At 67.2% G+C, this 22,090-nt stretch carries 21 protein-coding genes; 20 read left to right on the top strand and 1 reads right to left on the bottom strand.

Annotation, left to right across the window (positions count from 1 at the left end; all coding sequences use genetic code 11):
* Positions 1-39 precede the first annotated feature (39 nt).
* The 4 genes from htpX (at position 40) to AC57B5_RS15020 (ending at position 2,243) form a co-directional block, all read left to right on the top strand.
* Positions 40-918, top strand: a complete 879-nt coding sequence (htpX, locus tag AC57B5_RS15035; protein ID WP_013804154.1) for a protease HtpX — start codon at positions 40-42, stop codon at positions 916-918.
* Positions 919-1,072: 154 nt separating this feature from the next.
* Positions 1,073-1,330 carry a type II toxin-antitoxin system Phd/YefM family antitoxin gene (locus tag AC57B5_RS15030; protein WP_180318095.1) on the top strand — a complete coding sequence of 86 codons (258 nt, stop codon included), beginning with the start codon at positions 1,073-1,075 and terminating at the stop codon, positions 1,328-1,330.
* Positions 1,330-1,755 (top strand): type II toxin-antitoxin system VapC family toxin, encoded by a 426-nt coding sequence (locus AC57B5_RS15025; protein ID WP_496399826.1) that lies wholly within the window; start codon positions 1,330-1,332, stop codon positions 1,753-1,755. Before AC57B5_RS15030 ends, AC57B5_RS15025 begins: the two co-directional genes overlap by 1 nt.
* 128 nt (positions 1,756-1,883) lie before the next feature.
* The gene (locus AC57B5_RS15020; RefSeq protein ID WP_034398157.1) at positions 1,884-2,243 is read left to right on the top strand and encodes a YXWGXW repeat-containing protein; all 360 of its coding nucleotides are present in this window, start codon (positions 1,884-1,886) and stop codon (positions 2,241-2,243) included.
* A 1-nt stretch (position 2,244) separates the two neighbouring features.
* On the opposite strand, the gene AC57B5_RS15015 is transcribed toward AC57B5_RS15020, so the two are convergent.
* On the bottom strand, positions 2,245-3,156 hold the full coding sequence (locus tag AC57B5_RS15015; RefSeq protein ID WP_071954384.1) for a LysR family transcriptional regulator: 912 nt from the start codon (positions 3,154-3,156) through the stop codon (positions 2,245-2,247).
* A 276-nt stretch (positions 3,157-3,432) separates the two neighbouring features.
* Between AC57B5_RS15015 and AC57B5_RS15010 the strand changes: the two genes are divergently transcribed.
* From AC57B5_RS15010 to AC57B5_RS14935, 16 genes are all read left to right on the top strand, one after another.
* The gene (locus AC57B5_RS15010; protein ID WP_496399825.1) at positions 3,433-5,550 is read left to right on the top strand and encodes a 3-hydroxyacyl-CoA dehydrogenase NAD-binding domain-containing protein; all 2,118 of its coding nucleotides are present in this window, start codon (positions 3,433-3,435) and stop codon (positions 5,548-5,550) included.
* 108 nt (positions 5,551-5,658) lie between these two features.
* On the top strand, positions 5,659-6,840 hold the full coding sequence (locus AC57B5_RS15005) for an acetyl-CoA C-acyltransferase (protein WP_192367223.1): 1,182 nt from the start codon (positions 5,659-5,661) through the stop codon (positions 6,838-6,840).
* Positions 6,841-7,005: 165 nt separating this feature from the next.
* Complete coding sequence (locus AC57B5_RS15000; protein ID WP_013804149.1) at positions 7,006-8,202, top strand: acyl-CoA dehydrogenase family protein; 1,197 nt, start codon at positions 7,006-7,008, stop codon at positions 8,200-8,202.
* A gap of 20 nt (positions 8,203-8,222) precedes the next feature.
* Complete coding sequence (locus tag AC57B5_RS14995) at positions 8,223-9,359, top strand: acyl-CoA dehydrogenase family protein (protein ID WP_012203326.1); 1,137 nt, start codon at positions 8,223-8,225, stop codon at positions 9,357-9,359.
* Between the two features lie 16 nt (positions 9,360-9,375).
* Positions 9,376-10,176 (top strand): oxepin-CoA hydrolase, alternative type, encoded by an 801-nt coding sequence (locus tag AC57B5_RS14990; protein ID WP_013804147.1) that lies wholly within the window; start codon positions 9,376-9,378, stop codon positions 10,174-10,176.
* 42 nt (positions 10,177-10,218) lie between these two features.
* A complete protein-coding gene (locus tag AC57B5_RS14985) occupies positions 10,219-11,475 on the top strand; it encodes a CaiB/BaiF CoA transferase family protein (RefSeq protein ID WP_492385779.1) in 1,257 nt (418 codons plus the stop codon).
* A 119-nt stretch (positions 11,476-11,594) separates the two neighbouring features.
* Positions 11,595-12,614, top strand: coding sequence for a Bug family tripartite tricarboxylate transporter substrate binding protein (locus AC57B5_RS14980; protein WP_013804145.1), 1,020 nt, complete (start codon positions 11,595-11,597; stop codon positions 12,612-12,614).
* A gap of 65 nt (positions 12,615-12,679) precedes the next feature.
* Positions 12,680-13,693 carry a tripartite tricarboxylate transporter substrate-binding protein gene (locus tag AC57B5_RS14975; RefSeq protein WP_492385778.1) on the top strand — a complete coding sequence of 338 codons (1,014 nt, stop codon included), beginning with the start codon at positions 12,680-12,682 and terminating at the stop codon, positions 13,691-13,693.
* Positions 13,694-13,700: 7 nt separating this feature from the next.
* Entirely contained in the window at positions 13,701-14,675 is a 975-nt protein-coding gene (locus AC57B5_RS14970) for an NAD(P)H-dependent flavin oxidoreductase (protein WP_012203331.1), read from the top strand.
* Between the two features lie 122 nt (positions 14,676-14,797).
* Positions 14,798-15,547, top strand: a complete 750-nt coding sequence (locus AC57B5_RS14965) for an electron transfer flavoprotein subunit beta/FixA family protein (protein WP_012203332.1) — start codon at positions 14,798-14,800, stop codon at positions 15,545-15,547.
* Positions 15,548-15,561: 14 nt separating this feature from the next.
* Complete coding sequence (locus AC57B5_RS14960; RefSeq protein ID WP_496399824.1) at positions 15,562-16,494, top strand: electron transfer flavoprotein subunit alpha/FixB family protein; 933 nt, start codon at positions 15,562-15,564, stop codon at positions 16,492-16,494.
* Positions 16,495-16,619: 125 nt separating this feature from the next.
* On the top strand, positions 16,620-17,606 hold the full coding sequence (locus AC57B5_RS14955) for a tripartite tricarboxylate transporter substrate binding protein (protein ID WP_012203334.1): 987 nt from the start codon (positions 16,620-16,622) through the stop codon (positions 17,604-17,606).
* 86 nt (positions 17,607-17,692) lie between these two features.
* Positions 17,693-19,237 carry a class I adenylate-forming enzyme family protein gene (locus tag AC57B5_RS14950; RefSeq protein WP_496399823.1) on the top strand — a complete coding sequence of 515 codons (1,545 nt, stop codon included), beginning with the start codon at positions 17,693-17,695 and terminating at the stop codon, positions 19,235-19,237.
* Between the two features lie 47 nt (positions 19,238-19,284).
* Positions 19,285-20,055 carry a class II aldolase/adducin family protein gene (locus AC57B5_RS14945; protein WP_012203336.1) on the top strand — a complete coding sequence of 257 codons (771 nt, stop codon included), beginning with the start codon at positions 19,285-19,287 and terminating at the stop codon, positions 20,053-20,055.
* An 8-nt stretch (positions 20,056-20,063) separates the two neighbouring features.
* On the top strand, positions 20,064-20,993 hold the full coding sequence (locus AC57B5_RS14940; RefSeq protein WP_043791031.1) for a 2-hydroxyacid dehydrogenase: 930 nt from the start codon (positions 20,064-20,066) through the stop codon (positions 20,991-20,993).
* Positions 20,994-21,062: 69 nt separating this feature from the next.
* Positions 21,063-22,058 (top strand): tripartite tricarboxylate transporter substrate binding protein, encoded by a 996-nt coding sequence (locus AC57B5_RS14935; RefSeq protein ID WP_043823801.1) that lies wholly within the window; start codon positions 21,063-21,065, stop codon positions 22,056-22,058.
* Positions 22,059-22,090 lie beyond the last annotated feature (32 nt).

The raw sequence follows: 22,090 nt of genomic DNA, 5'->3' as shown, positions 1-22,090 counted from the left end.
GATCCTTCCCCCTTTCCCCACTTTGTGGAGAACCCACTGATGAAACGCATCGCACTTTTTCTTTTGACCAACGTCGCCGTCGTGGTGGTGCTGGGCATCGTCGCCAGCCTGCTGGGCGTCAACCGCTTCCTGACTTCCAATGGCCTGAACCTCGGGGCCCTGCTGGGCTTCGCCTTCATCATGGGCTTTGGCGGCGCCATCATCTCGCTGCTGATCTCCAAGCCCCTGGCCAAGTGGAGCTCGGGCGTGCACGTGATCAACGAGCCGCGCAACGCCGATGAGGCCTGGATCGTCAACACCGTGCGCGGCTTCGCCGACCGTGCCGGCATCGGCATGCCCGAAGTCGGCATCTACGAGGGTGAGCCCAATGCCTTCGCCACCGGCGCCTTCAAGAACTCGGCCCTGGTGGCCGTGTCCACGGGTCTGCTGGAAGGCATGACGCGCGAAGAGGTGGAGGCCGTGATCGGCCACGAGGTCGCCCACATCGCCAATGGCGACATGGTGACCATGACCCTGATCCAGGGCGTGATGAACACCTTCGTGGTCTTCCTGTCGCGCGTCATCGGCTATGCCGTGGACAGCTTCCTGCGCAAGAACGACGAAAGCAGCTCGGGCCCCGGCATCGGCTACTACGTGACCACCATCGTGCTGGACATCGTGCTGGGCTTCCTGGCCGCCATCATCGTGGCCTGGTTCTCGCGCCAGCGCGAATTCCGCGCCGACGCGGGTGCCGCCCAGCTCATGGGCCGCAAGCAGCCCATGATGAATGCCCTGGCCCGCCTGGGCGGCATGCACCCCGGCGAGCTGCCCAAGAGCGTGGCCGCCATGGGCATTGCCGGCGGCATCGGCAAGCTGTTCTCGACCCACCCGCCGATCGAAGAGCGCATTGCCGCGCTGCAGAACGCGCAGAACCTCTGATTTAGGATCAGGTTCGACACGCTGGAGTCTGTCCAGTGGGAGCCCGGTCATCCACTGGGCTCCGCTTCCCGAAGCCCCATCAGAAATGCTTGTCCGGTGCTGCATTTATGCGAATGTAGTAACGTACAAGCATTTTCTTTGACGGAGGTGCGTCATGCAGATTTCGACCTTCAGCAGCCGTGAATTCAACCAGCATGTTTCCGCTGCCAAGAAAGCGGCCAGCGGTGATGACGTGGTCTACATCCTGGACCGGGGGCAACCTGCCCACGTGCTGATGAGCATTGAGAAATTCCGTGAACTGTCGGGGCAGACCCGGAACATTCTTCAATTGCTGGACATGCCCGAGGCCGCCGATATCGATTTCGACATTGAGCGCACGAAGGATTTGCCGCGCGCCGTGGACCTGTCCTGATGTATCTGGTGGACTCCAACATCGTTTCCGAACTGCGCAAGGCATCGTCGGGCCGCGCGAACGATGGCGTTGTGGCCTGGGCGCAATCGGTCGCGGCCGAGTCCCTTTTCATCAGCGCGATCACGCTGATGGAGCTGGAGAAAGGCGTGCAGTTGAAAGCCCGGCAAGACCCGATTGCCGGGCAGGTGCTGCGCCGCTGGCTGGTGGAACGCGTGTTCACGGCCTTTCAGGGGCGAGTGCTGCCAGTGGATGCGATGGTTGCCATGGAAAACGCGGTCTACCACGTGCCTGCGCCGCGGCCGCTGGCCGACAGCCTGATTGCGGCCACGGCGAAGGTGCATGGCTTGTGCGTGGTCACTCGCAACATCAAGGATTTCGAGCCGTTCCATGTTCATGGAGTGCGCGTCTTGAACCCTTGGATGTAGGGCCCGTCTCAACCTCACGTACAGCCAGACTTGATCTTTACCCAGGCTTCACAAGCCCCTGTCAACAACCGGCAGGGGCTTTTTCGTTGTATCTGCATGGCCGCACTAAGCGCGGCCAGGAGTGCATCGTGAAGTCTGTATCGATTCAAACGCCGGGCCGTCGCCTGGTTCCGGCCCTGGTTCTGGCTGCCGCCACCGTGGCATTGACCGGCTGCGTGGTGGCGCCTGCCTATCCCGTAGGTCCTTCGGGCGAGGTGGTCTACGCGCCCATGGCGCCGCCGCCGCTGCAGACCGAGGTCATTCCGGTCGCTCCCTCGCCTGTCCATGTCTGGATCGGCGGCTCCTGGGGCTGGGGTGGGGGGCGCTATGCCTGGCGCCCCGGTTACTGGGCCGCGCCGCCGCACCCCGGCTATGGCTGGCGTCCGCACGGCTGGGACCATGGCCCGCGTGGCTGGTACCAGCGCCCGGGCGGCTGGTACCGCCGCTGATTCAGGTGGCGGCAGCGTCGCCGCTGCCACCCTGGCCGGCCTTGGCCAGCAGGAAGTCGATGCAGGTGCGCACGGCCCGCGTCTGATGACGGTCGGGCAGGTACAGCAGGTACATATGGGTGCCGAAGATGCTCAGGCGGTACTCCTGCAGGGTCAGCACCACCTCGCCGCTGGCCACCTTGTCCTGCACCACGTAGTCGGGCACCAGGCCCACGCCCAGGCCCGCCAGAATGCCCTGGCGCAGGAAGGGGAAGTGCTCGGAGATCATGGTCGGCGCCAGCAGCACCTCCTGGCGGTCCGTTCCCTGGTAGGCCGACAGGCGCAGCTGGCGGCCCATCACGCCGGCCGTGATCAGCGGGCTGTTGCGCAGCTCGTACAGCGTGGTGGGCAGGCCGTGCTGCTGCGCATACTCGCGTGAGGCGCAGGCCACGTAGTGCACATTGCCCAGGCTGCGCGCAATCACCGACAGCGGCGGCTCCTGGATCACGCGGATGGCGATGTCCACCTCGTCGCGCAAATGGTCGGCCCGGTTCTCGAACAGCACATCCAGCACGATGCCCGGATACAGCCGCTTGAACTCGATCAGCCAGTCGCTCATCACGATCTGCCCATAGCCGCTGGGCACGCTCAGCCCCACGCGGCCCGCCATCCCCTGGCCCAGCGACGTGATCGTCTCGCGCGCCGACATCATCTCGTTCTGGATCGCGCGGCCATGCTCGTACATCCGCATCCCCACCTCGGTCGGCTCCACGCGCCGCGTGGTGCGCCGCACCAGTTGCACCCCCACCGATTTTTCCAGCTGCGTCAGGTGATAGCTCACATTGGCCCGCGTCATCTTCAGCTTGCGCGCCGCCTGGCTCAGATTGCCGCTATCGATGATTTCCACCAGCAGGGTCAGCGAGTTCAGATCCATGGATATGTCCAGATACTTTGCTTCGCCCACAGCCTATGAAATGGGCGGGGCTCCAAAACCAGGGACACCGAGCAAGGGACTACGTCGGCCGTGCCGCCCTGCAGCGATGGTGTCGTCCCCCTCCCTCGCGCAGCGAATAGAAGGGGGAAGGCGCGCAAGCGCCTCAATGTCAAAGATTTTTTTACAGTCTGTCAATCATTCATGGGATTGTAAAGAACCATTGTCGTGGCAAGAATGGATGTTTTGAGTGGAAAACCCAAGTTCGGAGACATACAGATGAGCGAACAAGCCCAGGCTTCCGTGGTCCAGACCCGCCTTGATGGTGCCGTGCTGGTGGTCAGCATCAACAATCCCCCCGTGAATGCCCTGGGCCAGGCCGTGCGCGCCGGCCTGCTGGCTGCCGTGGAGCAGGCCGAATCGGATGCCGCCGTCAAGGCCGTGCTCATCGTGGGTGAGGGCAAGGCCTTCATCGCCGGAGCAGACATCCGCGAATTCGGCAAGCCCGCCATGCCGCCCTCGCTGCCCGAGGTGCTCAATCGTCTCGAAGCCTCCGACAAGATCGTGGTCGCCGCCATCCATGGCCCGGCCCTGGGCGGCGGCCTGGAAGTGGCCATGTCGGCCCACTACCGCCTGGCTTTGCCGGCCGCCAAGCTCGGCCTGCCCGAAGTCAACCTGGGCCTGCTGCCCGGCGCTGGCGGCACGCAGCGCGCACCGCGCCTGATGGGCGTGAAGGCGGCCGCCGACCTCATGCTCAGCGGCAAGCACCTGTCGGCCAAGGCCGCGCTTGCCGCCGGCCTGGTGGACAAGCTGGTGGACGGCACCGACGCCACGACCGCAGGCCTGGCCTACGCCAACGAGCTGCTGGCAACCAATACCGCACCGCGCCGCACGCGTGACATTGAAATCGCCGACAAGGCTGCTGCCCTGGCCGAACTCGACGCGCTGGCCGCCGACACCGCCAAGAAGAGCCGCGGCCTGTTCTCGCCGCTGAAGATCGTGGAATGCGTGCGCGCCGCCGTGGAGCTGCCGTTCGACGAAGGCATCGCCAAGGAGCGTGCCCTGTTCGTGGAATGCCTGAACAGCCCGCAGCGCGCCGGCCTGATCCACGCCTTCTTCGCCGAGCGCGAAACCGCCAAGATTCCCGAAGCCAAGGCCGCTGCGCCGCGCCACTTTGCCAAGATCGCCGTCATCGGCGGCGGCACCATGGGCGCCGGCATCACGGTGTCCGCGCTGGACGCGGGCCTCACGGTGACCATGATCGAGCGCGACGCCGACTCCATCGCGCGCGGCCAGGCCAATGTGGAGAAGGTCTACAACGGCCTGATCGCCAAGGGCCGCATGACCGAGGAGGCCAAGGCCGCCGTCATGGCGCGCTACACGCCCAGCACCTCCTATGACGACATCAAGGATGTGGACCTGGTGATCGAGGCCGTGTTCGAGGACCTCGAAGTCAAGAAGGCCGTGTTCAAGGAACTGGACCGCGTCTGCAAGCCCGGCGCCGTGCTGGCCACCAACACCTCCTACCTGGACATCGACGCCATTGCCGCCGCCACCTCGCGCCCGCAGGACGTGATCGGCCTGCACTTCTTCAGCCCCGCCAACATCATGAAGCTGCTGGAGATCGTGGTGCCCGCCAAGGTGGCGCCCGATGTGGTGACCACGGCCTTCGAGCTGGCCAAGCGCATGAAGAAGGTGCCCGTGCGTGCCGGCGTCTGCGACGGCTTCATCGGCAACCGCATCCTGGCCGTCTACAAGCAGGCGGCCGACTACATCATGGAAGACGGCGCCAGCCCCTACGAGATCGACGAGGCCGTGCGCGGCTTCGGCTACCCGATGGGCCCGTTCCAGGTCACCGACCTGGCCGGCGGCGACATCGGCTGGGCCACGCGCAAGCGGCGCGCGGCCACGCGCGATCCCAAGGCCCGCTACGTCGAAGTGGCCGACCGCGTCTGCGAGCGCGGCTGGTTCGGCCAGAAGACGGGCCGTGGCTTCTACCTCTACCCGCAGGGCGCGCGCGTCGGCCAGCCCGACCCCGAAGTGCTGGCCATCGTCGATGCCGAGCGCGCCAAGAAGGGCGTGACGCCGCGCAAGTTCACCCCTGAGGAAATCATGCGCCGCTACATGGCCGCCATGGTCAACGAAGGCGCCAAGGTGGTGGAGGAGGGCATTGCCCTGCGCCCGCTGGACGTGGACGTGACCTTCCTGTCCGGCTACGGCTTCCCGCGCTTTCGTGGCGGCCCCATGAAGTGGGCCGACATGCAAGGTTTGGACAAGGTGCTGGCTGACATCCGCGAATTCGCCAAGGAAGACGCGCTGTTCTGGAAGCCTGCCCCCCTGCTCGAGAAGCTGGTCGCCGAAGGCCGCGATTTCGAAAGCCTGAACAAGGCGGTGTAAGCCGCCCCCGCGTTTCCCCGCCATGCCCTTGACCCGCTCCGTCCAACGCAGAGCGGGCAGGGCCGTGCACAACCACAACAATTTTCCAGAGACAAGCAAGGACCGACCATGCGCGAAGCCGTCATCGTTTCCACTGCCCGCACGCCCCTGACCAAGTCGCACCGCGGCGAGTTCAACGTCACGCCCGCCGCCCAGCTGGCGGCCTTCTCGGTCAAGGCCGCGGTCGAGCGCTCGGGCATCGACCCGGCCATGATCGAGGACCTGATCCTGGGCTGCGGCAACCCCGACGGCTTCCAGGGCCGCAACCTGGGCCGCCAGACCGTGCTGCGCGCCGAGCTGCCCCTGTCCATCGCGGGCACGACCATCACGCGCTTTTGCGCCTCGGGCCTGCAGTCCATCGCCATCGCGGCGGGCCGCATCGTGGCCGAGGGCGTGGACGCCATGCTGGCCGGCGGCATCGAGACCATCTCGGGCATCCGCCCCGGCAACAACCTGCCCACCGACATGGATCCCTGGCTGGTCGAGCACAAGCCCGCGCTGTACATGGCCATGATCGACACGGCCGACATCGTGGCGCGCCGCTACGGCATCAGCCGCGAGGACCAGGACGCCTTCTCGCTGCAAAGCCAGCAGCGCACGGCTGCCGCCCAGGCCGCCGACCTGTTCAAGGACGAAATCATTGCCTGCGCCACGCGCATGGCCGAGAAGAACAAGGACACGGGCGAGATCACCTACCGCGACGTGGTCGCCACCAAGGACAACTGCAACCGCGCCTCCACCACGTTGGAAGGCCTGGCCAAGCTGGAACCCGTCAAGGGCCCGGACCAGTTCATCACGGCCGGCAATGCCTCGCAGCTGTCCGATGGATCGTCGGCATGCGTGCTGATGGAGGCCAAGCAGGCCGAGCGCCTGGGCCTGTCCCCGCTGGGCGCCTTCCGCGGCTTTGCCGTGGCCGGCTGCGAGCCTGACGAAATGGGCATCGGCCCCGTCTTCGCAGTCCCCAAGCTGCTGGCGCGCCACGGCCTCAAGGTCGAGGACATCGACCTGTGGGAACTCAACGAGGCCTTCGCCTCCCAGGCCCTGTACTGCCAGCGCAAGCTGGGCATTCCCAACGAGCGCCTGAACGTCAACGGCGGCGCCATCTCCATCGGCCACCCCTTCGGCATGACGGGTGCGCGCCTGGCGGGCCACATCCTGCTGGAAGGCCAGCGCCGCAAGGCCAAGTGGGGCGTGGTCACCATGTGCATCGCAGGTGGCATGGGCGCCGCAGGCCTGTTCGAAATTTATTGAATAAGCACCCCCTGAGCGGCTGGCGCCGCTTCCCCTCTCTCGCTTCGCGGGAGGGGAACGACGCCCTTGCTGCGGGGCGGCCCTTGCTCGGCGTCCCTCGCTTAGGGCACGCCAATTTCAGGGCTGCAAACGGCTTACAACGCCACGGATTACTGGGGAATAGCAATGGATTTGCAATTTACGACTGAAGAACTGGCCTTCCGCGACGAGGTTCGCGGCTTCCTCAAGGACAAGCTGCCCGAGGACCTGTCGCACAAGGTCAAGAATGGCCTGCAGCTGAGCAAGCAGGACATGGAGCGCTGGCACGCCATCCTCAACGAGCGCGGCTGGCTGGCCAACCACTGGCCCGAGCAGCACGGCGGCCCGGGCTGGAGCGCGGTGCAGAAATTCATCTTCGAGCATGAATGCGCGCTGGCGGGCACGCCGCGCATCGTGCCCTTCGGGCTGAGCATGCTGGGCCCCGTCCTGATCAAGTACGGCAACGAGGCGCAGAAGGCCCACTGGCTGCCGCGCATCCTCAATGGCGCCGACTGGTGGTGCCAGGGCTATTCGGAGCCGGGTTCGGGCTCGGACCTGGCCTCGGTCAAGACGTCGGCCGTGCGCGATGGCGATCACTACATCGTCAACGGCCAGAAGACCTGGACCACGCTGGGCCAGCACGCCAACATGATCTTCTGCCTGGTGCGCACCAACCGCGAGGCCAAGGCGCAGCAGGGCATCAGCTTCCTGCTGGTGGACATGAACTCGCCCGGCGTGGAAGTGCGCCCCATCATCACGCTGGACGGCGAGCACGAGGTCAACGAAGTCTTCTTCACCGACGTCAGGGTGCCCGTGGAAAACCTGGTCGGCGAAGAGAACAAGGGCTGGACCTACGCCAAGTACCTGCTGACCTACGAGCGCACCAACATCGCGGGCGTGGGCTTCTCGGTGGCCGGCCTGGAAAAGCTCAAGGCCGTTGCCGGCCGCATGCTGCGCAACGGCAAGCCGCTGACGCAGGACCCGCTGTTCGCGGCCCGCCTGGCCAAGGTCGAGATCGACCTGGAGAACATGAAGACCACCAACCTGCGCGTGATCGCCGCCGTGGCCGGCGGCGGCGTGCCGGGCGCCGAAAGCTCCATGCTCAAGATCCGCGGCACCGAGATCCGCCAGGAAATCCTGTCGCTGGTGCGCCGCGCCATGGGACCGTACGCCGCGCCCTTCATCGAAGAGGCCCTGCAGGCCGGCTACGACCAGCCTGCCATCGGCGACGCGGCTGCCGCCACGGCCGCCGCCGCGTACTTCAACTACCGCAAGCTGTCGATCTTCGGCGGCTCCAACGAAATCCAGAAGAACATCATCTCCAAGATGATCCTCGGCCTCTGATCCGGCAAGGAAAACGGAACATGAACTTCGAACACACCGAAGACCGCCGCATGCTGGCGGACAGCCTCAACCGCTTCGTCTCCGAGCAGTACGCCATCGAGGCGCGCAACCACGTCGCCTATGGCGAGGAAGGCCACAGCCCGCTGCTGTACGGGCAGTTCGCGGACATCGGCGCCATCGGCGCGCTGTTCCCGGAAGACGCTGGCGGCTTTGGCGGCCAGGGCTTCGACATCAGCGTGGTCTTCGAATGCCTGGGCCGCGGCCTGGTGGCCGAGCCGCTGCTGGGCGCCCTGGTCGTGGGCCAGGCCCTGATCGCGGCCGGCAGCGATGCGCAAAAGGAACAGCTGGCAGCCATCATCGGCGGCACGTCCATCGCGGCCCTGGCCCATGACGAGCCCGGCAGCCACTACGAACTCAACAACGTCGCCACCACGGCCGTGCGCAGCGGCGACGGCTGGGTGCTGAACGGCGCCAAGGGCGTGGTCGCCTTCGGCGAGAAGGCCGACCTGCTGCTGGTCTCGGCCCGCACCTCGGGCAGCCAGTACGACGAGGCCGGCATCAGCCTGTTCCTGGTCCCCGGCAATGCCGCAGGCATCCAAAAGCGCGGCTACAACCGCATCGAGGGCGGCCGCGCGGCCGAGCTGGTGCTGGACAAGGTGCAGGTCGGGGCAGACGCCCTGCTGGGCGAAGAAGGCCAGGGCCTGTCCCTGCTGGAACGTATCAGCGGCTACGCCGTGCTGGCGCTGACCGCCGAGGCCGTGGGCGCCATGGACGTGGCCAAGGACCAGACGCTGGAGTACCTGCGCACGCGCAAGCAGTTCGGCGTGCCCATCGGCAGCTTCCAGGCCCTGCAGCACCGCATGGCCGACCTGCTGCTGGAAGTGGAGCAGGCGCGCTCGGCCGTGATCAACGCGGCCGCCGCCATTGCGGACGAAGACCGCGTGGCGCGTGAGAAGGCCCTGTCGGCCGCCAAGTACAGCATCGGCCGCATCGGCACCCTGGTGGCCGAGGAAAGCATCCAGATGCATGGCGGCATCGGCATGACCTGGGAGCTGCCCCTGGCCCACTACGCCAAGCGCCTGGTCATGATCGACCACCAGTTCGGCGACGAGGACCACCATCTGTCGCGTTACATCGCACTCGGCTCGCAACACTGAGCCAAGGAAAGCCGCCATGACCGAAGCGAACCAAGTCCTGCTGACCCGCCGCGAAGGCGCCGTGCTGGTGCTGTCCAACAACAACGTGGCCGCGCGCAATGCGCTGTCGCCCGAGTTCTACGCGGCCGTTTCGGCGGCGCTCAAGAGCGCGGCGACCGACCCCACCGTGGGCGCCGTGGTGCTCACGGGCGAGGGCGGCCACTTCTGCGCGGGCGGCGACCTGCGCCAGCTGGCCAAGCGCCGCGAGCTGCCGGTGCAGGAGCGACGCGCCAAGCTCGAAGGCCTGCATGACCTGATCCGCAGCGTGCGCGACTTTCCCAAGCCCGTGATCGCCGCCGTCGAAGGCGCGGCGGCCGGCGCGGGCCTGTCGCTGGCCCTGGCCTGCGACATGCTGGTGGCCGCGAAGAACGCCGTGTTCTCGGTCGCCTACGTCAAGGTCGGCCTCACGCCCGATGGCGGCGCCACCGCCTTCCTGGCCGAGTTCGTCTCGCGCCAGGTGCTGACCGAGCTGTGCCTGACCGGCGAGCGCATCAGCGGCGAGCGCCTGCATGCCCTGGGCCCCGTCAACCGCCTGTCCGAACCGGGCCAGGCCCAGGCCGACGCCGTGGCGCTGGCCGCCCAGGTGGCCACCGGCCCCGACCAGGCCATGGCCCTGATCAAGGACCTGTGCCGCCAGGCGCCGCGCAACACGCTGGAAGAGCAGCTGGAGCTGGAGGCGCAGTACATGGTGCGCTCGCAGGAGAGCGAGGAATCGCGCGAAGGCATTGGCGCCTTCCTCGAAAAGCGCGCTGCCGACTTCACCAAGCTGCGCGGCTGAAACCGCTCAAGACCTAAAAGACTTTCCAAGGAGACAACGCACATGGCCGACAGCCACAACGATCAGAACCAGGACATCGACTTCCCGCTGGAGGGTGTGCGCGTGCTCGACCTCTCGCGCGTGTTCGCGGGGCCGCTGTGCGGCATGGTGCTGGCCGACTTCGGCGCCGAAGTGGTCAAGGTCGAGCACCCGGGCCGCGGCGACGACACGCGCGACTGGGGCCTGCGCATCGGCAAGACCGAGACCACCTACTACAACAGCATGAACCGCAACAAGCGGTCCATCACGCTGGACCTGCAGACCCCCGAGGGCGTGAAGATCGTCCACGACCTGCTGCCCCAGTTCGACGTGGTCATCCACAACTTCAAGACCGGCGGCGCCGAGAAGCTGGGCCTGGGCTACGAACAGCTCAAGGCCATCAAGCCCGGCATCATCTACTGCGCCGTGGCCGGCTATGACAGCAGCGGGCCCGAGGCCAAGCGCCCCGGCTACGACCTGGTCATCCAGGGCGAGGCCGGCCTCATGGCGCTCAACGGCGAGGCCGGCACGCCGCCGCTCAAGTTCGGCGTGGCCGTGGTCGATCTCATGACCGGCATGTACGCGGCCCAGGCCATCCTGGCCGCGCTGTTCCGCCGCGAGCGCACGGGCAAGGGCCGCCTCATCGAGATGGCGCTGTACGACAGCGGCATCATGATCACCGGCTACTACGGCCTGGACGCCATGCAGCTCGGCCATGACCCCGAGCGCTACGGCAATGCCCACCCCTCCATCGTTCCCTACGGCATGTACGAGGCGGCCGACGGCCCGCTGATCATCGCCGTGGGCAACAACGCCCAGTTCGACAAGTTCTGCCGCCAGGTGGTGATGCGCCCCGACATCGTCGAGGACGCGCGTTTCTCCACCAACGTCAACCGCGCCAAGAACCGCCTGGAGCTGGGCCCCATGCTCAAGGAACTGATCCGCTCCTTCCCGCGCGATCTGCTGCTGGAGCGCCTGACGGCCGCCGGCATCCCCTGCGGCCGCGTGGCCGGCCTGCACGAGGCCCTGACCAGCGAGCGCACGCGCCGTGGCGGCCTGCTGCAGGACATGCCCCACCCCGTGGTCGGCACCACGCCCGTGTTCGCGCCGCCCTACCGCCTGGACGGCCAGCGCCTGCCCATCCGCCATGCACCGCCCACGCTGGGCGAGGGCACGCGCGAGGTGCTGCACCGGCTGCTGAGCATGAGCGACGAGCAGCTGCAGCAGCTGCAGTCCAAGGGCGTGCTGACCCTGCCCGAGACGCCTGAACAACAGGGGTAAGAGGACCGATCAAGCGACTGATTCCACGGGGGCCATTGATGCCCGGTCCCCGGCCCCGCCAGGTTTGCATGCCGCACCAAGACGGCACCCATAGACAGCAATACCCAGGAGACAAAACCATGAGCAACCAAGTCACACGCCGCGACATTCTTCAAGGGCTGGCCGCCATCGGCGGCACCAGCCTGCTGGCCACGGGCGCCACCAGCGCCCTCGCACAGGCCGGCAAGCCGGCCGCGTGGCCCACCAAGCCCATCCGCGTGGTCGTGCCCTTCAACGCGGGCGGCGCCACCGACATCATTGCGCGCACCATCGGCGAGGCCCTGGCCAAGCGCGTGGGCCAGCCCGTGGTCATCGACAACCGCGCGGGTGCGGCCGGCATCCTGGGCACGGACGCCGTGGTCAAGGCGCCCGCCGACGGCCACACCCTGCTGGTCTCGCTCAGCACCTCCATGCTGATCAACCAGTTCCTCTACACCAAGCTGCCCTACAACCCGCAAAAGGACATCGCCCTGGTCACCCAGATCGCGGCGGCACCCGTCACCCTGGTGGTCCATCCCTCGGTGCCGGCCAACAACATGAAGGAGCTGCTGGCCTACGTGAAGGCCAACAAGGGCAAGCTCTCGTACGGCTCCTGGGGCGTGGGCTCGTATGCCCACCTGGCCGGTGCCTACATGAGCAAGACCATGGACGCCGACATGACCCACGCCGCCTACAAGGGCGAGGCGCCCATGATCCAGGAGCTGATCGGCGGCCAACTGCAGATGTGCTTTTCCAGCGCGCTCAACACCAAGCCCTTCATCGACTCGGGCAAGCTCAAGGCCATCGGCGTCACGGGCAAGGAGCGCATGGAAATCCTGCCCAAGCTGCCCACCATCCATGAGCAGGGCGTGACCGACGACGCCTACGCCATCTACGGCTGGGTGGCCATGGGCGCGCCGGCCGGCGTGCCCAAGGAGATCGTGGACCAGCTCTACGGCCACCTGCGCGAAATCGCCAAGGACCCCAAGGTGCTGGAGCGCACCGTGGGCGCAGGCTTCATGCCGCTGATGAACAGCCCGCAGGCCTTCCGCGAGAACTACCAGCGCGACATGCCCATCTGGAAGGCGCTGGTGGAGGAAGCCGGCGCAAAGCTTGATTGATTTTTCCGGCCCGCGGCAGCGGGCCGCCACCGACGACTGCTGAGACAGCTTTGAGAGGAGACTTCATGTACACGCGCAATCCCGCATCCCCGGCACGCCCCACGCGGCGCAGCGTTCTGGTCCTGGCCGCAGCCCCGCTGCTGGCCGGCATGGCCGGCGGCTCCCTGGCCGAGACCGGCTGGCCCAGCAAGATGCTGCGGCTGGTCGTGCCCTTCCCGGCGGGCGGCCCCACCGACACGGCATCGCGCATCGTGGGCCAGAAGCTGGGCGAGCGTCTCAAGCAGACCGTGGTGGTGGAAAACCGCCCTGGCGCCTCCGGCTCCATCGCGGCAGTGCAGGTCGCCAAGAGCCCCGCCGACGGCTACACGCTGATGATGCTGGCCACGCCCACGCTGCTGGCGCCGCACCTGTACAAGAAGGCCGGCTACGACACCGTCAAGGACTTCACGCCCGTGGCCACGGTCTATGACCTGCCCATCGTCATCGTGGTCAACCCCACGCTGCTGCCCGATGTCACCGACCTCAAGAGCCTGATCGCCCACGCCAAGGCGCAGAAGGTCGCGCTCAACTACACAAGCTCGGGTGCCGGCAGCTTCGGCCACCTGAGCATGGAGCTGCTCAAGCAGATGGCCGGCTTCGACATGCAGCACGTGCCCTACAAGGGCGGCGTGCCCGCCATCACCGACACCATCGGCGGCCAGGTGCCCATCATGTATGCCGACCTCGTGGCCGCGCTGCCCCACATCCAGGCCGGCAAGCTGCGCGCCATCGCCGTGGGCTCGCCCCAGCGCGTGGCCATGCTGCCCGACACCAAGACCATTGCCGAGCAGGGCATCAAGGGCTACGACGCTGTCTCCTGGGGCGGCCTGCTGGCGCCCAAGGGCACGCCCAAGGCCGTGGTCGACCGCATCGCCAGCGAAGTGCAGCAGATCCTGGCCGACAAGGACATCCAGGAAAAGCTGCTCAACGCAGGCGCCATCGCCGCCTACCAGAACCCCGCCCAGCTGGGCCAGCGCATCCAGCAGGACTACACGCGCTGGGGCCAGCTGATCCGCGACAAGGGCATTGCAGTGGAGTGACATCGACATGAAGACACGCATCACCGAACTCTTTGGCATCGAGCACCCCATCATCCAGGGCGGCATGCACCATGTGGGCCTGGCCGAGCTGGCCGCCGCCGTCTCCAACGCGGGCGGCCTGGGGCTGATCACGGGCCTGACCCAGCGCACGCCCGAGCTGCTGGCGCGCGAGATCGCGCGCTGCCGCGAGATGACGGACAAGCCCTTCGGCGTCAACCTGACCTTCCTTCCCTCGGTCAACCCGCCCGACTACCCGGGCTACGTCAAGGCCATCATCGAAGGCGGCGTCAAGGTCGTGGAGACGGCGGGCAACAACCCGCAGAAATGGCTGCCCGCGCTCAAGGAAGCCGGCATCAAGGTCATCCACAAGTGCACCTCGGTGCGCCATGCGCTCAAGGCCGAGGCCATCGGCTGCGACGCCATCAGCGTGGACGGCTTCGAATGCGGCGGCCATCCGGGCGAGGACGACATCCCCAATTTCATCCTGCTGCCGCGCGCGGCCGAAGAACTGAAGATTCCCTTTGTCGCCTCGGGCGGCATGGCCGACGGCCGCTCGCTGGTGGCTGCGCTGGCGCTGGGCGCCGAGGGCATCAACATGGGCACGCGCTTCATCGCCACGCAGGAAGCGCCCGTGCACGACAACGTCAAGCAGGCCATCGTCGCGGCCAGCGAGCTGGACACGCGCCTGGTCATGCGCCCGCTGCGCAACACCGAGCGCGTGCTGACCAACCCGGCCACCGAGCGCCTGCTGCAAAAGGAGCGCGAGCTGGGCGCGGCCATCACCTTCGCCGACATCGCGCCCGAAGTGGCCGGCGTCTATCCGCGCATCATGCATGACGGCGACATGGACGCAGGCGTCTGGTCCTGTGGCATGGTGGCCGGCCTGATCAACGACGTGCCCACGGTCCAGCAGCTGATCTCCGGCATCATGGACCAGGCCCATGCACTGATCAACGAGCGGTTGGCAGGCCTGGCCCGCTGACCGCCCATCTTCACAGGGCTTACGCAAACAGGATGCGACAACGTGCTGCGCCCCATGGCAAGCCGCTTGCCTTGTTCCTTCTTGCGTAGGTCGTACTTCAAAAACCAGGAAAGAGCTTTCTCATGAAAATCCTTGTACCCGTCAAACGTGTCGTGGACTACAACGTGAAGGTCCGCGTGAAGTCGGACGGCACGGGCGTGGACATCGCCAACGTCAAGATGAGCATGAACCCCTTTGACGAAATCGCCGTCGAAGAAGCCGTTCGCCTCAAGGAAAAGGGCGTGGCCACCGAAGTCATCGCCGTCTCCTGCGGCGTGGCCCAGTGCCAGGAAACCCTGCGCACGGCCATGGCCATCGGTGCCGACCGCGGCATCCTGGTGGAGACCACCGAGGAGCTGCAGCCCCTGGCCGTCGCCAAGCTGCTCAAGGCCCTGGTGGACAAGGAACAACCCGGCCTGATCATCCTGGGCAAGCAGGCCATCGACGACGATGCCAACCAGACCGGCCAGATGCTGGCGGCCCTGGCCGACCTGCCGCAAGCCACCTTCGCCTCCAAGGTCGAAGTCGCTGGCGACAAGGTGAATGTCACGCGCGAAGTGGACGGCGGCCTGGAAACCCTGGCCCTGAGCCTGCCGGCCGTCATCACCACCGACCTGCGTCTGAACGAGCCGCGCTACGTCACGCTGCCCAACATCATGAAGGCCAAGAAAAAGCAGCTGGACACGGTCAAGCCTGAAGAGCTGGGCGTCGATGTCGCCCCGCGCCTGAAGACGCTCAAGGTGGCCGAGCCCGCCAAGCGCGGCGCTGGCGTGAAGGTGCCCGATGTGGCGACCCTGGTCAGCAAGCTCAAGAACGAAGCCAAGGTCATCTAAAGGAATTCGCAGACATGACATCCCTCGTTATTGCAGAACACGACAACGCTTCCATCAAGAGCGCCACGCTCAACACCGTCACTGCGGCCCTGGCCTGCGGCGGCGACGTGCATGTGCTGGTGGCGGGCGAGAATGCCGGCGCCGCCGCGCAGGCCGCTGCCCAGATCGCCGGCGTTGCCAAGGTCATCCACGCCGATGGCTCCAGCCTGAAGGACGGCCTGGCCGAGAACATCGCAGCGCAAGTGCTGGCGATTGCTTCGAACTACAGCCACATCCTGTTCCCCGCCACCGCCAGCGGCAAGAACGCCGCGCCGCGCGTGGCCGCCAAGCTGGACGTGGCCCAGATCAGCGACATCACCAAGGTGGACAGCGCCGACACCTTCGAGCGTCCCATCTACGCCGGCAACGCCATTGCCACGGTGCAAAGCAGCGACAAGATCAAGGTCATCACCGTGCGCGGCACGGGCTTTGACGCAGCGGCCACCACGGGCGGCAGCGCCCAGGTGGAGCAGCTGGCCGCCGCTGGCGACAACGGCAAGAGCAGCTTTGTGGGCCGCGAGGTCACCAAGAACGACCGCCCGGAACTGACGGCCGCCAAGATCATCGTCTCCGGTGGTCGCGCGCTGGGCAGCAGCGAGAAGTTCAACGAAGTCATGACCCCTCTGGCCGACAAGCTGGGCGCCGCCATCGGCGCTTCGCGCGCAGCGGTGGACTCAGGCTATGCGCCCAATGACCTGCAGGTCGGCCAGACCGGCAAGATCGTGGCGCCCCAGCTGTACATTGCGGCCGGTATTTCCGGCGCCATCCAGCACTTGGCCGGCATGAAGGACTCCAAGGTGATCGTGGCGATCAACAAGGACCCCGAGGCACCGATCTTCTCGGTGGCCGACTACGGCCTGGAGGCCGACCTGTTCCAGGCCGTGCCCGAGCTGGTGCAGTCGCTGTAAGAACGCAAGGCACCGCACCGGGAGGCGGTGCCAACGGGCTCGGGTGAAGCATCCGGGCCCTGGCCAGAGCGGCACACAAGGCATGTGCCCCGGCCCCACCTGGTTCAGAGATGCAGGAGACAGATATGCAGATTTCCATTGGCCGCCGCAGCCTTGCGCTTGCGGCTGTTGTCTTTGTGGCCACCACGGGCGCCAGCGCACCGGCATGGGCCCAGGCCAGCGACTTTCCCACGCGCCCGATCACGCTGATCGTGCCCTTCCCCGCAGGCGGCTCCACCGACCGCCACATGCGCACCCTGGCCGACATCGCGGGCAAGCAGCTGGGCCAGACCATCATCGTGGAGAACAAGCCCGGCGCGGGCGGCACGCTGGGCCCGGGCAACATGTCCCGCACGGCCAAGCCCGATGGCTACACCATCACCCAGTTCCCCATGTCCATGCTGCGCATGGCGCACATGCAGAAGACGGCCTGGAATCCGGTCACGGACTTCACCTACATCATCGGCGTCTCGGGCTACACCTTCGGCTTCACGGTGCGCTCGGACTCGCCCTACAAGAGCTTCAACGAATACATTGCCGCCGCGCGCAAGAGCCCCGGCAAGATCGAGTACGGCTCCACCGGCATAGGCTCCTCGCCCCACCTGCTGATGGAGGAGCTGGCCGAGAACGCCAAGGTCACGCTCAACCACGTGCCCTTCAAGGGCAACGCCGACCTGCAGCAGGCCCTGCTGGGCGGGCACGTGGCCGCGCAAAGCGATGCCTCGGGCTGGGACACCTATGTGGATGGCGGCCAGATGCGCCTGCTCATGACCTTCGGCGAAAAGCGCACCCAGCGCTGGCCCGACGTGCCCACGGCCAAGGAGCTGGGCTATGGCGTGGTCTCCACCTCGCCCTACGGACTGGCCGGCCCCAAGGGCATGGACCCGGCCGTGGTGCGCAAGCTGCACGACGCCTTCAAGAAAGCCATGGATGACCCGCGCCACATCGAGGTGCTCAAGCAGCTGAACCAGGACGCCTGGTACCGCTCCGGCGCCGACTATGCGCAGTGGGTGCGCGAGGCCTATGCCAAGGACAAGGTTCTGATCGACCGCCTGGGCCTGGCCGCCAAGTAGGCCTGTCCTCCAATGCGCCCGCAGGGCCAGGGGGCTGGCGGGCGCAGTCCGCTTGAGATTCGTGAATTCGTGAAACGGAGTCCCTCATGACTGTCTCCCTGCCTTCGCCCGATGCGCCCTTCACCACGCTGGCCGAGCTGATCCGCGGCCACGCGCGCCAGCAGCCGGCCCATGCCGCGCTGCGCGACGACCAGCAGACGCTGAGCTACGCGCAGCTCGACGCCCTCATGGACCGCGTGGCCGCCGCGCTGCAGCGCGACGGCCTGCAGCCTGGCCAGGCGATTGCCATCTGCGCGTTGAACTCGGTGCGCTATGCCGCGCTGTTCCTGGGCGCTTTGCGCGCGGGCGTGGTGGTTGCGCCGCTGGCGCCGTCCTCCACGGCCGACAGCCTGGCCTCCATGCTGCGCGATGCCCAGGCGCGCCACCTGTTCCTTGACAAGGCGGCCCAGGACCTGGTGCCTGCAGACAGCGCCCTGCAATGCATTTCGCTGGACGGCGCCGCGCCCGGCCGGGCCTTTGACGACTGGCTGGCGCCCGAAGGCGCGCAGCCCGCGCCCGTGAGCGTGGAGCCGGCCGCGCCGTTCAACATCATCTATTCCTCGGGCACCACGGGCACTCCCAAGGGCATCGTGCAGTCGCACGGCATGCGCTGGGCCCACATCAACCGGGGCAGCGTCTACGGCTATGGCCCCGATGGCACGACGCTGCTGGCCACGCCGCTGTACTCCAACACCACGCTGGTGGTGTTCTTCCCCACGCTGGGCAGCGGCGGCTGCGTGGTACTGATGCCCAAATTCGACGCGGCCCGCTACCTGCAGCTGGCCCAGCAGCACCGCGTCACCCACACCATGCTGGTGCCCGTGCAGTACCAGCGCATCATGGCGCTGCCGCAGTTCGGCGAGCATGACCTGTCCAGCTTCCGCGCCAAGTTCTGCACCAGCGCGCCGTTCCGGGCCGAGCTCAAGGCCGACGTGGTGGCGCGCTGGCCCGGCAGCCTGACCGAGTTCTACGGCATGACCGAAGGCGGCGGCACCTGCATCCTCGAAGCCCATCTGCACCAGGACAAGCTGCACACCGTGGGCAAGCCCGCCGAGGGCCATGACATCCGCCTCATCGACGAGGACGGCCACGAGGTCGCCCCCGGCGCGGACGGCGAGGTTGTGGGTCACTCTGCCAGCATGATGACCGGCTACCACGGCCAGCCCGCCAAGACGCGCGAGGCCGAATGGTTCGACCCCACGGGCAAGCGCTTCATCCGCACGGGCGACGTGGGCCGCTTCGATGCCGATGGATTCCTCACCCTGTTCGACCGCCGCAAGGACATGATCATCAGCGGCGGTTTCAACATCTACCCCAGCGACCTGGAGACCCAGCTGCGCGCCCACCCGGCCGTGGACGACGTGGCCGTGGTCGGCGTGCCCTCCGAGCAATGGGGCGAGACGCCCGTGGCCTACGTGGTGTCGCGCGCGGGGCAGCCGGCCCTGCCCGAGGACATCATGGGCTGGTACAACCAGCGGGCCGGCAAGACCCAGCGCCTGGCGGACCTGCGCTTCATTGCCGAGCTGCCGCGCAGCGCCATCGGCAAGGTGCTCAAGCGCGAGCTGCGCGACCAGTACGCGACGGGGCGCTGAACCGGCGGATGCTTTCTCCAAACGATGTCCACCAAGAGGTACACCCCATGAGCAACGACACCACGATGTCCGAGGTCCGCCGCCAGGTGACGGCCGAGGAATGGCAGACCCGCATCGAGCTGGCCGCCGCCTACCGGCTGGTCGCCCACTTCGGCTGGGACGACCTGATCTTCACCCACATCTCGGCGCGCGTGCCGGGCCAGCCCGACCAGTTCCTGATCAACCCCTACGGCATGCTGTTCGACGAGATCACCGCGTCCAGCCTGGTCAAGGTCGATCACGAAGGCCGGCCGCTGATGGAGACCGAGTACGACGTCAACCCGGCCGGCTTCGTCATCCACAGCGCCATCCATGACGGCCGCCCCGAGGTGCAGTGCGTGCTGCACACGCACACGCGCTACGGCGTGGCCGTCTCGGCGCAGAAGGAAGGGCTGCTGCCCATCTCGCAGCAGTCCATCTTCCCGCTGGCGCGCCTGGCCTACCACGACTACGAAGGAGTGGCCTTGCGCGACGACGAGAAGCCGCGCCTGGTCGATGACCTGGGCGCCAGCAACTTCCTCATCCTGCGCAACCACGGCCTGCTGACCTGCGGCCGCAACGTGGCCGAGGCCGTGCTGGCCATGTACACGCTGGAGTCGGCCTGCCGTATCCAGATCCTGGCGCAGTCGGGCGGCGGCGAGCTCACGCGCATCCCGCAGGACATCATTGCCGATGCGGTCAACCAGTCGCGCCAGGTCACCAAGGGCAAGGGTGCAGGCCTGGCCTGGCCCGGCCTGCTGCGCCGCCTGGACCGCATAGACCCTTCTTACAAGGACTGAAGGAAACCATGGGAATTCTGGTCAACATCCATCCGAGCATGGGCGCGCCCATCGTCGACTCGCTGCGCGCGCTGGCGCCCGGCGTGCAGGTCTGGGGCCACCGCGAGGAGGCGCCGGCCGACGCGGTCGAGGCCATGCTCGCCTGGAGCCTCAAGCCGGGCGTGCTGCCGGCCTATCCGGGCCTGAAGCTGCTGTGCGCGCCCAGCGCGGGCGTGGACAAGCTGCTGGCCGTGCCCGACCTGCCGGCCGGCCTGCCCGTGGCGCGCACGGTCGATCCGCAGCAGCATGTGGAGATCGCCCAGTACGTGGTCGGCACCGCGCTGCGCCACACGCGGGAGCTGGACCTGTTCGCGCGCCAGCAGCAGGCCGGCGACTGGCTGCGCCGCCCCGTGCGCGCCAGCGCAGACTGCCGCGTGGGCATCCTGGGCCTGGGCGAGGTCGGCCGCTTCGTGGCCGGCGCCATGCAGGCCATCGGCTACCCCGTCGCCGGCTGGAGCCGCAGCGCCAAGAGCATTGCAGGCCTGGCCACGCACAGCGGTGCCGAAGGTCTGAAGCAACTGCTGTCCACCAGCGATATCCTGGTCTGCGCCTTGCCGCTCACGCCCGAGACGCGCGACCTGCTGGACCGCCGCACCCTGTCCCTGCTGCCGCGCGGCGCCTACTTCATCAACGTGGGGCGCGGCGAACAGGTGGTGGAAGATGACCTGCTGGCCCTGCTCGACGAAGGCCACCTGGCCGGCGCCGCGCTGGACGTGCTGCGCGACGAGCCGCCCCAGCCCGGCAACAAGGTCTGGGGCCATCCCAAGGCCTTTGTTACGCCGCACATCGCGGCCCAGGCCTCGGCCGACACCGTGGCGCGCCAGTGCCTGGAGAACCTGCGCCGCCTGCGCGCGGGCGAGCCGCTGCTCAACCTTGTGGATGTGGCGCGGGGGTATTGAGCCTTGTTTTCCACCAAACGCCGCGCTGTTGCGCGGCGTTTTTTTCCCTTAGAAGAACCCAGAGACACCATGCCTTCGACTTCCCGCCGCGGCTTTTTGCAATCGACCGCTGCCGCCGCTGCAGCAGCCACCACCGTGCTGGCCCCCTCGGCCTGGGCCCAGAGCCCCTGGCCCTCCAAGCCCATCCGCATCATCGTTCCCTACACGGCAGGCGGCTTCACCGACCAGATGGCGCGCCTGCTGCAGGTCGGCCTGCAAAAGGCCCTGGGCCAGCCCGTCATCGTGGAGAACAAGCCGGGCGCCAACAGCATCATCGGCGTGGACCAGATCGCCAAGGCCGCGCCGGACGGGCACACCTTCGGCGTGGTCATCGCGGCCTATGCGGCCAACACCACGCTCTATCCCAAGCTGCCCTACAACCCGAAGAAGGACCTGGTCGGCGTCTCGCTGATGGGCGTCTCGCCCCTGGTCGCTGCCGTGGCCATGAATGCGCCCTTCAAGACCACGCCCGAGCTGATCGCCTATGCCAAGGCCAATCCCGGCAAGGTGGGCTTCGGCTCCTCGGGCAGCGGCTCCAGCGCCCACCTGACCACCGAGCTGATGAAGCTGCTCACCAAGACGGACATGGTCCACGTGCCCTACAAGGGCGCCGCGCCCGCGCTGGCCGACCTCATGGGCGGCCAGATCCCGCTGTTCCTGGACCCGCCGCCCAACCTCATCCAGCCCGCCAAGGCCGGCCGCATCCGCCTCATCGGCGTGGCCAGCGACAAGCGCCTGGCCGCGCTGCCCGACGTGCCCACCTTCGTGGAGCAGGGCTACGACGGCTTGCTGGGCAGCACCTGGGCGGCCATGATCGCGCCGGCCGGCGTGCCGCGCGAGATCGTGCAGCGCATGTCCGCCGAGGTGTCGCGCATCATCCGCAGTGCCGAGGTGTCGCAGCGGCTGGAGCAGGTGATGGGGACGTTTGCGGAGGGGTCCACGCCTGAGGAGTGCGATCGGTTCATTGCTGCCGAGACGGAGAAGTGGGGGAGGGTGATTCGGGAGGCGAAGGTGACGGTGGATTAGGTTTTTCTTGTTCTCGGGTCTGTTTTTTTCCC

It is taken from the genome of Delftia sp. BGA-UO-ETr-SB1 (genome assembly GCF_059567865.1).
Note: the sequence above shows the minus strand (reverse complement) of the source record. Positions and strands in the feature narration are given on the sequence as shown.